The organism is Rhizobium sp. A37_96 (assembly GCF_053521765.1).
Genome location: NZ_JBNWDS010000001.1, coordinates 139,337 through 153,346, shown reverse-complemented (window position 1 = coordinate 153,346; position 14,010 = coordinate 139,337). Strand labels below are relative to the sequence as shown.

The following is a 14,010-nucleotide window of genomic DNA, read 5'->3' as shown; positions in this document are numbered from 1 at the left end:
TCGGAATCCCACTATGCCATCCTTTGCGCTCAAGGTCACCCGGTCGGGACTGTCCGGCCTCGGAAGGCTGTCGCCGCGGCTTGCCGGCAAGGCAGCTTTCCGGCTTTTCTGTCTGACGCCCTCGCGCCAGCCGCGTGGTTCCAAGGCCAAGGCGGCCCATATGGAGGGCAGGGAGCGCCTCCTCACGGCCGAGCAGGTCATGCTGCCGTTTCCCGGCGGCCGCGCAATGGCCTATCGCTTCAATGGCGGAGCGAAGGGGCTGCGAAAGCGCTACCTCGTCGTGCATGGTTGGGGCTCCAGCAGCGAATACATGTCCGAGCTCACGCTTTTTCTGGCAAACAGCGGCGCGGAAGTGATCTCGCTCGATCTTCCCGGGCACGGCCGCTCCGGCGGGCGCTTTCTGAATGTGCGTTTGGCCGTCTCGGCCATCGCTGCCGCTTCGGAGCGCTTCGGCACCTTCGATGCCGCTATCGGACACTCTTTTGGCGGTGCGTCTCTGGCGCTGGCGTGTGCGGGCTTTCTGCCTGATATCGAGCCTTTTTCCCCAAGCAAGCTGGTGCTGATCGGAGCGCCGAGCGCCATGGGTTGGCTGTTCAGGGATTTCGGCCGGTTGATGGGCCTCGGGCCTGCGACGCAGGCAGCTTTGGAAGACGAGGTGCGCCGGGTGACGGGCAGGACGCTTGCTTCCTATGACCAGAAGCGCGGCGTTCTCGATCCGGGCCGGCCGGTCCTGGTGATCCACGCCGAGGACGACAAGGAGGTGAGCGCCGATCATGCGCGCGCCTATGCCGCCGAGGGATCGCATGTCCGCCTCTTCTGGGCCAACGGCTTCGGGCATCGGCGCATCGTCAGCGCCGCCCCGGTGTTTGAGGCAATCGACGCCTTTCTCGCGGAGGCTCCGAAGGCGGAAAATCCGCTCGAAAACGGCGACGGGACGGTGCTATCGTTCTACCGAACCCCGCTGCGTCGCTCGTCATAGCGAACCTGCGTCGCGCGGGCTTAGGGCAGGTCGCCACAAAACGCGCGAGGCAGCATGCGTATCGTTACGTCCATCGAGGAACTGAAAGAGCTCTACGGGGTGGTCGGCGAGGCGTCGATTACCAAGGTGACGGGCGTTCTGACGCCGCTCTATCGTCGGATGATCGAGGCTTCTCCGTTCATGGCGCTGGCAACGGTCGGGCCGGAAGGGCTGGATTGCTCACCGCGCGGCGATCTCGGCGGTGTCGTTCGTGTCTGGGATGAAAAGACCCTGCATCTCCCGGATTGGCGCGGCAACAACCGCGTCGATTCGCTTGCGAACATCGTGCGCGACCCACGCGTAGCATTGATGCTCCTGGTTCCGGGGTCGAACACGACGATGAGGCTCAATGGTCGCGCGGTTGTCTCCATCGAGCCGTCCTTGCTGGAAAGTTTCGAGATGGACGGCAAGCATCCGCGTTGCGTCGTCGTGATCACGATCGACGAGGTCTATTTCCAATGCGCGCGGGCGGTGATGCGGGCCGAACTGTGGAATGCGGAGCGGTTTGCCGATCCGGCAAGCCTGCCGAGCCCGGGGATGATGCTCAAGGCGGCGAAGGGCGATTTCGACCAGGAGGCCTATGATCGCGAGTGGCCGGCACGGGCGGCCAAGACGCTTTGGTAGCGGGATGCTTTTGTAAGCAAGCCGCCGGCATGCCTGGGAAAGCAGCGCCGGCGGTTGGTTGGCTTCGCTTCTAGTTCTTGTAGATGAGCCAACTTTTGGTGAAGTCCTTCTGCATGCCGTCCTGATAGACGCTGGAGCAGTTACGGCCGGCATTCTTGGCGCAATAGAGCGCAAGGTCGGCCTTGTTGTAAAGCTCGCCGGAATCGGTGGCCTCGGAGGCCATGCAGATGCCCAGAGACAGAGTGATCGGACCGTAATCGACCCTGGTGCGGGAATTCTTGAACGGCGTCATCTCCAGCGTGCGGCGGATTCGTTCGCAGACTATGGTGACTTCCTCGATGCTGGTGGCTTCCAGGATCAGAGCGAACTCCTCGCCGCCGACACGGGCCACGAAGACATCGCGCCGGACATTGGCGCGGATGATGGAGGCAACGGTGGCGAGGATCTTGTCGCCGACCGGATGGCCGTACGTGTCGTTGATTCTCTTGAAGTGATCGATATCGGCAAGCACCAGCGCCGTCGTCTGTCTGGTCAGCTGATTGTCGAAGATGGCGACCAGCCGGTCCTCGAAAGCGCGCCGATTGGAAAGCCGGGTCAGAGCATCGGTATTGGCAATGCGCTTGTACTCGTCCAGTTCCTTGCGGACCAGTTCCATTTCCTGGCTGCGCTGGACGACGTTCTCGACCGTCTTTTCACCCTGAGCCATGGTATCGCCGGTTGCCACGGCGAGCATGTCGATGGCGCTACGCAGCAGTTCCGCACTGTTATGGCTCCGTGAGCTTATGCTTTCGCACGTCTCGCCGAGCAGGCGATTGTAGCTCTGGAGCGTAGTCTGCTCCTGGCGCAAGGCGCGCAGCACGCCATCCAGCTCGGTCGTCAGGCGGGCGTGCGCATCATCGAAGACACGGCCCGCATGGTGCGGAAAATATTTCGCTCCGATCGCGTCCAGTTCCTCCTGGGTGGCGCTCTTGCCGAGAGCTGCCAATTCCCGGGTCAGCGCGGGATTGGAGCCGATATAGGCTTCGTAAAAAAGTTCGTAGTTGCGCGGAATAGGTGCGACCCCCATGGATCGCATGGCGTAGGTAATCTGCCCTGCCACGTCGGGAATTTGCGCCTTGGGCGCAATCGCCGTACTCATCGGTGAGCTCCGTACATGTATTTGTTAATTCCCTCTTCTACTTATGCAGAGATTCTTTGAAAAAATATTAAGGAGATGGTTATGAGAAATCCTCTGTCATTACGGCTCTATTCGAAGAAACTACAATTAAGGCACGTTTTACAGAAGAGGACGCCGTCGGCGCCCTCCTTTGACCAGCTCGATATCACGCGTTGACCTTTATCCCAGATTGAGCTCCTGGAAGAAGTCGTTGCCCTTGCCGTCGATGACGATGAAGGCGGGAAAGTCCTCGACCTCGATCTTCCAGACGGCCTCCATGCCGAGCTCCGGATATTCCAGCACCTCGACCTTCTTGATGCAGTCCTGGGCGAGGCGCGCGGCAGGGCCGCCGATCGAGCCGAGATAGAAGCCGCCGTGTTTCTTGCAGGCTTCGCGCACCGCACGCGAGCGGTTGCCCTTGGCGAGCATGACCATCGAGCCGCCGAACGACTGGAACTGATCGACATAGCTGTCCATGCGCCCGGCGGTGGTCGGGCCGAAGGAGCCGGAAGCGTAGCCGGCCGGCGTCTTTGCCGGGCCGGCATAATAGACCGGATGGTTCTTCAGATATTCCGGCATGCCTTCGCCTTTTTCCAGGCGCTCGCGGATCTTGGCATGCGCCAGATCGCGCGCGACGATGATGGTGCCGGTGAGCGACAGCCGGGTCTTGACCGGATGCTGCGACAGCTCGGCCAGGATATCGGCCATCGGCCGGTTGAGATCGATACGGATCATCGATTCGGAAAGCTTCGCCTCGTCGATCTCGGGCATATACTTGGACGGATCGGTCTCGAGCTGCTCGATGAAGATGCCGTCGCGCGTGATCTTGCCTTTGGCCTGCCGGTCGGCGGAACAGGAAACGCCAAGGCCGATCGGCAGCGAGGCGCCGTGGCGGGGCAGGCGGATGACCCGGACGTCGTGGCAGAAATACTTGCCGCCGAACTGGGCGCCGACGCCGAGGCTCTGCGTGAGCTTGTGGATTTCCTTCTCCATTTCGATATCCCGGAAGGCATGCCCGCTTTCGGAGCCTTCCGTGGGAAGACAGTCCAGATATCGCGTCGAGGCGAGCTTGACCGTCTTCAGGTTCATCTCCGCCGAGGTGCCCCCGATGACGATGGCGAGATGGTAGGGCGGACAGGCTGCCGTGCCGAGCGTCAGGATCTTCTCTTTCAGGAAATCCAGCATGCGATCGTGCGTGAGCAGCGACGGCGTGCCCTGATAGAGAAAGGTCTTGTTGGCCGAGCCGCCGCCCTTGGCGACAAAGAGGAATTCATAGGCGTCGGTGCCTTCCTCGTAGATGTCGATCTGCGCCGGAAGGTTGTTCTTGGTATTCTTTTCCTCGAACATCTTGATCGGCGCGAGCTGCGAGTAGCGCAGGTTCTTCTTTTCGTAGGCGTCGAGCACGCCCTTGGCCAGCGCGCCGCTGTCGCCGCCCTCCGTCCAGACCCGGCGGCCTTTCTTGCCCATGATGATGGCGGTGCCCGTATCCTGGCACATGGGAAGTACGCCGCCGGCGGCGATATTGGCGTTCTTCAGCAGGTCGTAGGCCACGAAGCGGTCGTTGTCGGTGGCTTCAGGATCTTCGAGGATCGAGGCGAGCTGCTTCAGGTGGCCGGGGCGCAGCAGGTGGTTGATGTCGGCAAAGGCCGTTTCGGCAAGCAGGCGAATGCCTTCGGGATCGACGGTCAGGATTTCCTGGCCCTTGAACGTATCGACGGAAACATAATCGCCTGAAATCTTGCGATAGGGGGTCGTGTCGTCGCCGAGGGGGAATAGATCGTCAGCCATGTGGGAAACCTTTCAAGCCGGATGGCGGAGGAGGATGTTTGGAAACGATCTAAATCCGGCTCGTGTCAAATGCAATCGGCTGAAAACCGGCTCGGCGCGTCAAAAACACCGATTGTCAACGAGGCGTAGACAATCGGTGCTGAAATCACCGGCTTCTAAGAACAGTCAAGGAGGAGCACATTCAGGCCAAGCGGGAGGGCGAGGGCGCCCGGACCCGAAGCAGGGATCTGAGATCATGGATATCTCGCACAATCACCATCACCACATCTCGCCGGCCGTCATTGCGGCTGTTGTCGCCGGGGTCGGCATATTCGGTCTCGTTCAGGGTGGCTATCTGAAGGGTGCGTTTCACAAGGAGATCCTCGCCAGGATCGATCCCGCCACTGTCCTGATCGTCACAGAGACGATTCCGCAGGAGCGGCGGGCTACGATGCCGAGCGACGAAAGGCTGGGCTCGGTAAGCGTCCACTAGGGAAAGACGGGGCCGGTATTCCGGACGAGCCGTCCGGTGCCTGCCCCCATTTCGATTTTACTTCGGGCCGATCATCGTTTCGGGCCGGACGATGGCGTCATATTCCTCGGAAGATACCAGCCCGCTTGCCAGCGCCTCTTCCTTGAGGGTCGTGCCGTTCTTGTGTGCCGTCTTGGCGATCTTGGCGGCATTGTCGTAGCCGATCTTCGGGGCAAGCGCCGTCACCAGCATCAGCGAGCGTTCCAGGCCGGCCTTGATGTTGTCTTCGCGGGCCTCGATGCCGACGACGCAATTGTCGGTGAAAGAGACGGCGGCATCGCCGAGCAGCTGTACCGACTGCAGGAAATTATAGGCCATCATCGGATTGTAGACATTGAGCTCGAAATGGCCCTGGCTGCCGGCAAAGGTAAGGGCGGCGTTGTTGCCGAAGATGTGGATGCAGACCTGCGTCAGCGCCTCGCACTGGGTCGGGTTGACCTTGCCCGGCATGATCGACGAACCCGGCTCGTTTTCCGGCAGCGCCAGTTCGCCGAGGCCCGAGCGCGGGCCGGAGCCGAGCAGACGGATATCGTTTGCGATCTTGAAGAGTGCCGCGGCTGCCGTATTGATGGCGCCGTGGCTGAAAATCATCGAATCGTGCGCTGCGAGCGCTTCGAACTTGTTCGGGGCGGTGACGAAGGGCAGGCCGGTGATCTCGGCGATTTCATCCGCGACTTTTTCGGCGAAGCCGATCGGGGCATTGAGGCCCGTTCCGACGGCCGTTCCGCCCTGGGCGAGTTCGCAAAGGCCCGGCAAGGTCAGTTCGATGCGCTTGATCGACGATGCGACCTGCGCGGCATAGCCTGAAAATTCCTGGCCGAGCGTCAGCGGCGTCGCGTCCTGCGTATGGGTGCGGCCGATCTTGATGATGTGGGCGAAGTCGGCGACCTTCTTTTCCAGTGCCGCATGCAGATGCCGCAGGGCGGGCAGCAGGTGATGGACGATCTGCTCGGCGCAGGCGATGTGCATGGCCGTGGGATAGGTGTCGTTCGACGACTGGCTCATGTTGACGTGATCGTTCGGATGCACCGGCTTCTTCGAGCCCATGACGCCGCCGAGCATTTCGATCGCTCGGTTGGAGATCACTTCGTTGGCATTCATGTTGGACTGCGTGCCCGAGCCGGTCTGCCAGACGACCAGCGGGAAATGCTCGTTCAGCTTGCCGTCGATGACCTCCTGTGCCGCGTCGACGATGACCTTGCCGATCGCCGGATCGAGTTGCCCGAGCGCCATATTGGCGCGCGCGGCCGCCTGCTTGACGATGCCGAGGGCGCGGACGACCGATAAGGGCTGCTTTTCCCAGCCGATCTTGAAATTGCCGAGCGAGCGCTGCGCCTGTGCGCCCCAGTAACGGTCGCTGGCGACCTCGATCGGGCCAAAGGTATCGGTTTCGGTGCGGGTGGCAGTCATGTTCCTGGTCCTGCTTTCCATTGAGACGGATAGCAGCCATATAGGCCTGAACGGCGCTCATGAAAACATCAAAGCGCTATTTCATGATTATAATCATCATGTTTCCGCGCGCTCCCGGGAGCGTGCTTTTTTTGACACGCTCCGCATATATTCGCAGAGGCGCATTTTCCGCCCCTCAAAAAGCCTGGGAAATTTCAATAAAAGATTAACCAATAATTTCATAATTTTGTGTGAACTGAACCGCGAAAAATGCCGCCGCTTCGTAACGCGAAGTTGAGGCATTGAACGAAAGGCGGGGTCTCGCCGTTTTCATAGTAGTGGGTATACGATGTCTGGGACATCGCGGCCGAGTTGAAAACAGCACCGTCAAGCTCGAAGTTACCGCACGATACAGGGACTGATTAGAGAATGAAACTTGCCATCAAAGCCACAGCATCCGTCCTGGCTCTCTCCTGTTGCCTTTCCTCAATCGGCGCAACCTCCGCAAGTGCCATGACTCTCATGGATTTTATCCGTGGCGGTCAGGGGCGTCAGCAGAGCACGCAGGTTTCAGCCCCCGTCCCCGAAAATCCGGGGCAGGCCGTGCTGAACCCCGACCAGCCGCCGCAGGCCAAGCAGCCGCTGCCGACCGTCAGTGCTCCGAAATACTATACCTATAAGGCCGACTCGATGCGGCTGGTGTCGACGGCGCATTTTTCCGATCCCGTGGTGACCGGTGCCGTCGCGGACGCTTCGCCGGCTCCAGTCGCAGTCGATACCGAGGCTTCCCAGCGCCGCTATCTGGCGGATGCGCGTGTCATGGCGACCAATGACATCGCAAAGGCCATCGAGGCTTATTACGCCGACCAGAGCAAGCCGCTTCTCTGGGTCGCCGATCATGTCGTCAGCGAAAAGGCGAAGGCTGCCATGGGCGTCCTCGCCGATGCCGGCTCCGTCGGCCTCGACCCCGCCGATTACGCGGTGACGCCGCCGAGCGCCGATGCTGCAAACGCCGATCCGGTGATGCGTGACCGCGCCCTGATGCAGTTCGAGCTGGCGCTTTCCAGCAAGGTGCTGATGTTCGTCCAGGATACGATCCGCGGCCGTCTCGACCCGAACAAGATCTCCGGCTACCACGACTTCAAGCGCAAGGACGTCAACCTGACGGCAATGCTCGATGTGCTGCGGGCAAGCCCGGATGTTTCCGCCTATCTCAACAGCCGCAACCCGTCCAACCAGCAGTTCGCGTTGCTGAAGGCGGAGCTTGCGAAGCTGCGCGCCGAGTCCGGATCGGACGGCAGCAACATTTCCATTTCCTTGACCGGTACCCTGAAGCCGGGCGGTAGCTCGCCGGAAATGGCCAATATCGTCAAGGCAATCCAGCATCGCGGCTCCGATGCGCTGAAGGCGGCTCATGCCGATCTTTTCGACGCCTATCTCGGAACGCCGGACTATACGCCTGAGCTCGTCTCTCTGGTCGAGGACTTCCAGAGGGAGAAAGGGCTGACCTCGGACGGCGTCATCGGTCCTTCCTCCATTCGCGCCATGGTCGGCGAGAACAATGACGTGAAGATCCAGAAGCTGATCATTGCGATGGAGCAGCTGCGCTGGCTGCCGGCCGAACTCGGACCGCGCTACGTCTTCATCAATCAGCCCGCATTCATGGTTTATTACTACAACAACAACCAGGAACAGCTGTCGATGCGTGTCGTCGTCGGCAGCAAGCAGCATCAGACCTTCTTCTTCGAAAACCAGGTGCAGACGGTTGAGTTCAACCCCTTCTGGGGCGTTCCGCAGTCGATCATCATCAACGAAATGCTGCCGAAGCTGCGGGCCGATCCGAACTATCTCGACCGCATGGGCTATCAGGTCGAAGTCGGCGGCCAGGCCGTCGCATCGTCCAGCGTCGACTGGTACGGTTCGACGAAGAACATCTCGGTTCGCCAGCCGCCGAGCAGCGACAACGCTCTCGGCGAGCTGAAGATCCTCTTCCCGAATTCGCATGCGATCTACATGCATGACACACCGCAGAAGAGCTTCTTCAAGAAGGACATGCGCGCGCTCAGCCACGGCTGCGTCCGCCTTGCCGATCCGCGCGCAATGGCCGCCGCCGTGCTCAACACCACGGTCGACGACGTCGCCAAGCAGATCGCCACCGGCCAGAACAAGGGCGTCTCCGTGCCGCAGAAGTTCCCGATCTACATCGCCTATTTCACGGCATGGCCGAACAAGGATGGCGTCATCCAGTATTTCAATGATGTCTACGATCGCGATACCGCCACGCAGAAGGCGATCGATGCGACCTCAAAGGCACGCACCGCTCAGATCTGAGCTCTGGTTCGATCCTGAAAGCAAAAGGCGGCCCATCGGCCGCCTTTTTCAATTCGCCTTGCGGAACGACATCCGGCGCCGTCCAGGCGTTTCAATCCTTGGCCTCGATGCGCCATTCCCGACTGCCGAAAGTAACGTCGAAGCGTGAAAGGAAGGAGCGGCCGAGCAGCCCATCGATCTCATCACCCAAAGCCGCGTTATCATCAAGGATGACTGTGGTGATGTCGCTGGCCTCCACCTTTCCGACCTTGACCGTCGCCGCGGTCGTGTGGGTGGCATGGGAAACGCCGTTGGCCGTCTGCAATGAAATTCCATTGCCATCATCGACGGGCAATTTCGCTTTTTCGGCAAAGGCCTTGTTCACCGCCACGAAACTTGCACCGGTATCGACGATGAACCTGCCTTCCGTGCCATTGAGCGATACTCTCGCGACGATAACGTTCTTGCCCTGCGTCGGAAAGCGATCGCTGCCGGTGGCATAGTTCGAGGCGCATTTGCCCTTGTTCTCGTATTCCTTGATGATGCCGCGTACGACGGCCGTGTCGTTGCGATCGGGATTGGTGGAGACCCAGAGCTGGAGCGGCCCGATCGCCTCGCAATAGGCGCCAAGTTCGCGATAACTGTTCGAGATTCCCTCAAAGACGGTGCTATTCAACGTGCCGATATCATCGGTCAGACCGATGACCGAATAATAGTCATCGATTGCATCGCGATACTTCTTCGCGCTTTGCCGGATCTGTGCCCGCTGGTAGTAGAGGCCCGGCATTCCCGGCGACATCGCGATCACATCGTCGGAGATCTTCAGCGCCTCATCGAAATCGCTGAGATCGCCGAGGATACCGACAGCGGCGCTCAAGGCGACGTTGGATGGCGTGCATTTGTTGGAGAAGGCGACGAAGACCTTGGCCGCTTCGCGACGATAGCCCTGGTTCTGCAATTCCGTGGCAAATTTATAGGCTGCATTCCAGTCGCAATGTTCGCGCCGCAGCATATCGAGATCGGCGGCCATGGCCGCTCTGCCAGCAACGACGTTCGGCAGCGGAGTGATGTCGAAATGCTGATACACGGCCAGTAGCGCCGGATCAGGGGGCGCCGATGTTGCTTGCTCCACATAACCGACGACGCGGTCGCCGTAGATGTAGAACCAGATGCCGGCGCACAATGCGGCGCAAATGATGAGTGTCCTGACGATTGGAGCAAACCACCCTCTGCGGTTTGGCAATCTACCGGCGTTGCGGTCTTCGGGATCTGCTGCGAGCAAGGGGGCGCTCCACCATCGAGTTACCTTCTGCCTCGGCAACGATCCTGCAGAGAGCTTTTCCTCATGCAGTGGCGGTGCTGGCAGCAAGACGTCGATAGGTTGTGGCGGAAGCGCGTGAATCGCGCAAGGTCCGCTACAACCTGGCCCATTGAATCAACAGAGATTTTAGTGGGCTCAGGCGGCCAGCAGCCCTTCGACGAGTTCCGGCGTGAGTTCGTCGTAGTGGTATATGATCCTGTTCGGGCCGAGCGTTTCGATGCCGACGTCGGAATAGCCGAAAGGAACCGCGATCGAAGGCACGCCGGCGTTTCGGGCAACGAGGATGTCGTTGACGCTGTCGCCGATCATGACCGTGCGCGCGATGTCGCCGCCGGCGCGCTCGATCGTGCCGATCAGGTGTTCGGCATTCGGCTTGCGCACGGTGAAGGTGTCGCCGCCTGTTATGGTCTCGAAGTAATGGGTCAGCTCAAGCCGGTCGAGCAGCGTGCGAGCGAGCGATTCCATCTTGTTGGTGCAGACGGCCAGCTTGTAGCCTTGGCCCCTGAGCGTGGTAAGCGCTGCCAGAAGCCCCGGGTAAGGCTGCGTGACGCCCGGCATCGTCTCGGAATAATGAGTGATGAAGCGTTGCAGGAGGGCGGGCAATTCCTCCGATGTCAGCGTATAGCCGTGCAGCTTGCACGCCCGCTCGATCATCACCTGCGCGCCGTTGCCGACGAGATGCGTCACGTCGTCGTAGCTGACGGGCGGAAGCTTGAGGGCGGCGATCGTATAGTTGAGGCTGACGATAAGGTCCGCATGCGTGTCCAGCAGCGTGCCATCGAGATCGAAGACGACAAGGGGAGATTTCACGAGGAATCGGCCTTTGCATAGAAAAGAGAGCGTCTTTCGGAGTTAGAAGATCACGCGGGCAATTGCAACCGAAGGAGCCCGGAAGCCTTGGGAAAGAGGCGCGGGGATTTCTATATCACGCCATTATTTTGGCTTTCGTTTGGTTGGAGAGCCGTGTAAACAGCAGACCAACGTAACAATGGGAGCAGGTGGCGCATGGACGCCCGCCAGATGAAAATCGAGGCTGCGAGGGCGGCTCTGGCTCATGTCGAGAGCGGCATGCGGCTCGGGATCGGCACCGGCAGCACTGCCGAGGAGTTCGTTCGGCTGCTCGCCGAGAAGGTGTCTGCGGGACTTTCGATCCAGGGCGTGCCGACCTCCGAGAGGACGGCAAAGCTTTGCAACGAGCTTGGCGTGCCGTTGAAGTCGCTCGACGAGCTTCCCGAACTCGATCTCACCATTGACGGCGCCGACGAAGTGGACGGCGCGCTGACCCTGATCAAGGGCGGCGGCGGCGCGCTGCTGCGCGAAAAGATCGTGGCCGCTTCCTCCGCCCGCATGATCGTCATCGCCGATCAGAGCAAGGTCGTGGAGACGCTCGGCGCCTTTCCGCTGCCGATCGAGGTCAATCCGTTCGGTCTTGCGTCCACCCGTATCCTCATCGACAGAGCCGCTTCGCGCCTTGGCCTTTCGGGTTCGCTCAACCTGCGCCAATCGGGTGGCGACACCTTTGTCACCGATGGCGGCCATTTTATTATTGATGCATCTTTCGGCCGCATTCCTGATGCAGAGGCGCTGTCGAGTGAGCTCAATTCGATTCCCGGCGTTGTCGAACACGGGCTCTTTATCCATATGGCGACATTGGCGATCATTGCCGGCCCTGCCGGTGCGCGCACGTTGCAGGCGAACAATACATAGGAGCACTCATCTCATGATCAAATTTGCGGGTCTTGGCCGTCTTGCCGCTGCAACCATCCTTCTTTCCGGCATTGCCTTTGGCTCTGTGAACGCTCAGGAAGTTTCCGAGGACCAGATCAAGGCTGCGCGCGCCGCGATCAACGCTCTGGGCATCACCAACCAGTTCGACAACATCCTACCGAACCTGGCCGAGCAGCTGAAGAGCACGATGATCCAGGCCAACCCGAATTTCGGCGATGCGATCAATTCGACGGTCGATGCCACCGCTCTGGCGCTCGCACCGCGCCGTGCCGACCTCGAGCGCGAAGCTGCCATCACCTACGCCAAGGCCTTCTCCGCGGATGAGCTCAAGGCGATCGCCGATTTCTACAATTCGCCGGCCGGCAAGAAGCTCCTCAAGGATGGGCCGCTTGCCACCCGCGAGCTCTACAAGGCTGCCGACATCTGGAGCCAGGGCATTTCGCGCGATCTCGCCAACCAGAGCAACGATGCTCTGCAGAAGGTCGTCAAGCAGCCGGTCCTTGCGCCGGACGCCGGCGCCGCCGCGCAGCCCGCGCCGAAGCAGTAATCCACGGCTCGCCGCCACGCCCGTTCCGGAAGCTGGGTTTCATGCTTTCGCTGTGAGCGGCAGGCAGTTGCAAATTCGAAGCCCGGATCGATTCCGGGCTTTTCTTTTTCGGCCGCGGCTCCCTATATGAAAGCCGACCCCCAATGGCGCGTCGCGCGCATGTTCATGTCTATAGGAGCCATCGATGCCCTCGTTTGATTTCGACCTTTTCGTAATTGGCGGCGGTTCCGGCGGCGTGCGCAGCGCGCGCGTGGCCGCGTCGCTCGGCAAGAAGGTCGGCATCGCGGAAGAATATCGCTATGGCGGCACCTGCGTCATCCGCGGCTGCGTGCCGAAGAAGCTGTTCGTCTACGCGTCGCAGTACAGCGAGCATTTCGAGGATGCGGCCGGTTTCGGCTGGACTGTCGGTGAAAGCAGTTTCGACTGGAACAAGCTGATCGAGGCGAAGGACAAGGAAATCGCCCGGCTGGAGGGGCTCTACCGCAAGGGGCTCGACAACGCCAAGGCCGAGATCTTCGATACCCGCGCCGAACTGGTGGATGCTCACACGGTCAAGCTGCTGAAGACCGGCCAGACCGTCACGGCGGAAACGATCGTCATCGCGACCGGCGGACGGCCGAACCTGCACACGGCGTTGCCGGGGCATGAGCTTTGCATCTCCTCCAACGAGGCCTTCCATCTGAAGGAGCTGCCGAAGTCGATCCTGATCGCCGGCGGCGGCTATATTGCCGTCGAATTCGCCAACATCTTCCACGGGCTCGGCGTCGAGACGACACTGATCTACCGTGGCGCCGAGATCCTGTCGCGCTTCGACCAGGACCTGCGCAAGGGCCTGCACGATGCCATGGAAGAGAAGGGTATCCGTATCCTCTGCCACGACATCCTCTCGAGCATCGAGAAGGTGGAGGGCAGCCTGCTCGTCCGGACCAAGAACGACAAGGTTCTGACGGTCGATACCGTCATGCTGGCGCTCGGCCGCACGCCGAATACCGAAAATCTGGGACTTCAGGCTGCCGGCGTTGCGATCAACGATCAGGGTGCCGTCATCGTCGACGAATATTCGCGCACGTCCGTTCCGAACATCTACGCGCTTGGCGACGTCACCGATCGGGTACAGCTGACGCCCGTCGCGATTCATGAAGCGATGTGTTTCATCGAAACCGTCTACAAGAACAATCCGACGCGGCCGGAGCACGAGCTTATTGCGACGGCGGTGTTCTCGCAGCCGGAGATCGGCACGGTCGGACTGACCGAGGAAGAGGCGGCGAAACGCTATCCGGAACTTGAAGTCTATCGCGCACAGTTCCGGCCGATGAAGGCGACGCTTTCCGGCCGTAGCGAGAAGACGATCATGAAGCTGATCGTCAATGCTGCCGACCGCAAGGTAGTCGGTGCCCATATTCTCGGCCACGAGGCCGGCGAGATGGCGCAGCTGCTCGGCATCACGCTCAAGGCCGGCTGCACCAAGGATGATTTCGATCGCACCATGGCGGTGCATCCGACCGCGGCGGAAGAATTGGTGACGATGTATTCGCCAAGCTATCGGATCCGCAACGGCGAGCGCGTGTAACGTGCCCGATTGGGGCAGGGATCGTCTCCGCCACAAAAGATTCGCACA

The 14,010-nt window shown here is 60.6% G+C and carries 12 protein-coding genes; 7 read left to right on the top strand and 5 right to left on the bottom strand.

What is annotated here, in order from left to right; genetic code table 11:
• The first annotated feature begins 13 nt into the window (after positions 1–13).
• Together ACQZ6J_RS00705 and ACQZ6J_RS00700 are read left to right on the top strand one after the other, a co-directional pair.
• On the top strand, positions 14–979 hold the full coding sequence (locus tag ACQZ6J_RS00705) for an alpha/beta hydrolase (RefSeq protein ID WP_449081218.1): 966 nt from the start codon (positions 14–16) through the stop codon (positions 977–979).
• Positions 980–1,033: 54 nt separating this feature from the next.
• Positions 1,034–1,642 carry a pyridoxamine 5'-phosphate oxidase family protein gene (locus ACQZ6J_RS00700; RefSeq protein WP_449081216.1) on the top strand — a complete coding sequence of 203 codons (609 nt, stop codon included), beginning with the start codon at positions 1,034–1,036 and terminating at the stop codon, positions 1,640–1,642.
• 70 nt (positions 1,643–1,712) lie between these two features.
• Here ACQZ6J_RS00700 and ACQZ6J_RS00695 read toward each other — a convergent pair whose 3' ends face one another.
• Positions 1,713–2,780 carry a GGDEF domain-containing protein gene (locus tag ACQZ6J_RS00695; RefSeq protein WP_163990873.1) on the bottom strand — a complete coding sequence of 356 codons (1,068 nt, stop codon included), beginning with the start codon at positions 2,778–2,780 and terminating at the stop codon, positions 1,713–1,715.
• 198 nt (positions 2,781–2,978) lie between these two features.
• Entirely contained in the window at positions 2,979–4,586 is a 1,608-nt protein-coding gene (locus ACQZ6J_RS00690) for a fumarate hydratase (protein ID WP_449081213.1), read from the bottom strand.
• A 235-nt stretch (positions 4,587–4,821) separates the two neighbouring features.
• Between ACQZ6J_RS00690 and ACQZ6J_RS00685 the strand changes: the two genes are divergently transcribed.
• Positions 4,822–5,058: a hypothetical protein gene (locus ACQZ6J_RS00685; RefSeq protein ID WP_449081211.1), complete on the top strand. Its 237-nt coding sequence runs from the start codon at positions 4,822–4,824 to the stop codon at positions 5,056–5,058.
• Positions 5,059–5,115: 57 nt separating this feature from the next.
• Here ACQZ6J_RS00685 and fumC read toward each other — a convergent pair whose 3' ends face one another.
• Entirely contained in the window at positions 5,116–6,507 is a 1,392-nt protein-coding gene (gene fumC, locus ACQZ6J_RS00680) for a class II fumarate hydratase (RefSeq protein WP_449081209.1), read from the bottom strand.
• Between the two features lie 408 nt (positions 6,508–6,915).
• Between fumC and ACQZ6J_RS00675 the strand changes: the two genes are divergently transcribed.
• Positions 6,916–8,817 carry a L,D-transpeptidase family protein gene (locus ACQZ6J_RS00675; RefSeq protein WP_449081207.1) on the top strand — a complete coding sequence of 634 codons (1,902 nt, stop codon included), beginning with the start codon at positions 6,916–6,918 and terminating at the stop codon, positions 8,815–8,817.
• A gap of 91 nt (positions 8,818–8,908) precedes the next feature.
• Here ACQZ6J_RS00675 and ACQZ6J_RS00670 read toward each other — a convergent pair whose 3' ends face one another.
• Both ACQZ6J_RS00670 and ACQZ6J_RS00665 read right to left on the bottom strand, forming a co-directional pair.
• Positions 8,909–10,078: an aspartyl protease family protein gene (locus ACQZ6J_RS00670; protein ID WP_449081205.1), complete on the bottom strand. Its 1,170-nt coding sequence runs from the start codon at positions 10,076–10,078 to the stop codon at positions 8,909–8,911.
• Between the two features lie 174 nt (positions 10,079–10,252).
• The gene (locus ACQZ6J_RS00665; RefSeq protein ID WP_163990886.1) at positions 10,253–10,927 is read right to left on the bottom strand and encodes an HAD-IA family hydrolase; all 675 of its coding nucleotides are present in this window, start codon (positions 10,925–10,927) and stop codon (positions 10,253–10,255) included.
• 195 nt (positions 10,928–11,122) lie between these two features.
• Between ACQZ6J_RS00665 and rpiA the strand changes: the two genes are divergently transcribed.
• The 3 genes from rpiA (at position 11,123) to gor (ending at position 13,962) form a co-directional block, all read left to right on the top strand.
• A complete protein-coding gene (rpiA, locus tag ACQZ6J_RS00660; RefSeq protein WP_449081203.1) occupies positions 11,123–11,824 on the top strand; it encodes a ribose-5-phosphate isomerase RpiA in 702 nt (233 codons plus the stop codon).
• Between the two features lie 13 nt (positions 11,825–11,837).
• The gene (locus tag ACQZ6J_RS00655; protein ID WP_163990888.1) at positions 11,838–12,392 is read left to right on the top strand and encodes a DUF2059 domain-containing protein; all 555 of its coding nucleotides are present in this window, start codon (positions 11,838–11,840) and stop codon (positions 12,390–12,392) included.
• 184 nt (positions 12,393–12,576) lie between these two features.
• On the top strand, positions 12,577–13,962 hold the full coding sequence (gene gor, locus ACQZ6J_RS00650) for a glutathione-disulfide reductase (RefSeq protein WP_449081201.1): 1,386 nt from the start codon (positions 12,577–12,579) through the stop codon (positions 13,960–13,962).
• Positions 13,963–14,010: the final 48 nt, after the last annotated feature.

Coding starts and splice junctions, on each gene's coding strand:
- ACQZ6J_RS00705 (WP_449081218.1), top strand. CDS start 14: ATGCCATCCTTTGCGCTCAAGGTCACCCGGTCGGGACTGTCCGGCCTC.
- ACQZ6J_RS00700 (WP_449081216.1), top strand. CDS start 1,034: ATGCGTATCGTTACGTCCATCGAGGAACTGAAAGAGCTCTACGGGGTG.
- ACQZ6J_RS00695 (WP_163990873.1), bottom strand. CDS start 2,780: ATGAGTACGGCGATTGCGCCCAAGGCGCAAATTCCCGACGTGGCAGGG.
- ACQZ6J_RS00690 (WP_449081213.1), bottom strand. CDS start 4,586: ATGGCTGACGATCTATTCCCCCTCGGCGACGACACGACCCCCTATCGC.
- ACQZ6J_RS00685 (WP_449081211.1), top strand. CDS start 4,822: ATGGATATCTCGCACAATCACCATCACCACATCTCGCCGGCCGTCATT.
- fumC (WP_449081209.1), bottom strand. CDS start 6,507: ATGACTGCCACCCGCACCGAAACCGATACCTTTGGCCCGATCGAGGTC.
- ACQZ6J_RS00675 (WP_449081207.1), top strand. CDS start 6,916: ATGAAACTTGCCATCAAAGCCACAGCATCCGTCCTGGCTCTCTCCTGT.
- rpiA (WP_449081203.1), top strand. CDS start 11,123: ATGGACGCCCGCCAGATGAAAATCGAGGCTGCGAGGGCGGCTCTGGCT.
- ACQZ6J_RS00655 (WP_163990888.1), top strand. CDS start 11,838: ATGATCAAATTTGCGGGTCTTGGCCGTCTTGCCGCTGCAACCATCCTT.
- gor (WP_449081201.1), top strand. CDS start 12,577: ATGCCCTCGTTTGATTTCGACCTTTTCGTAATTGGCGGCGGTTCCGGC.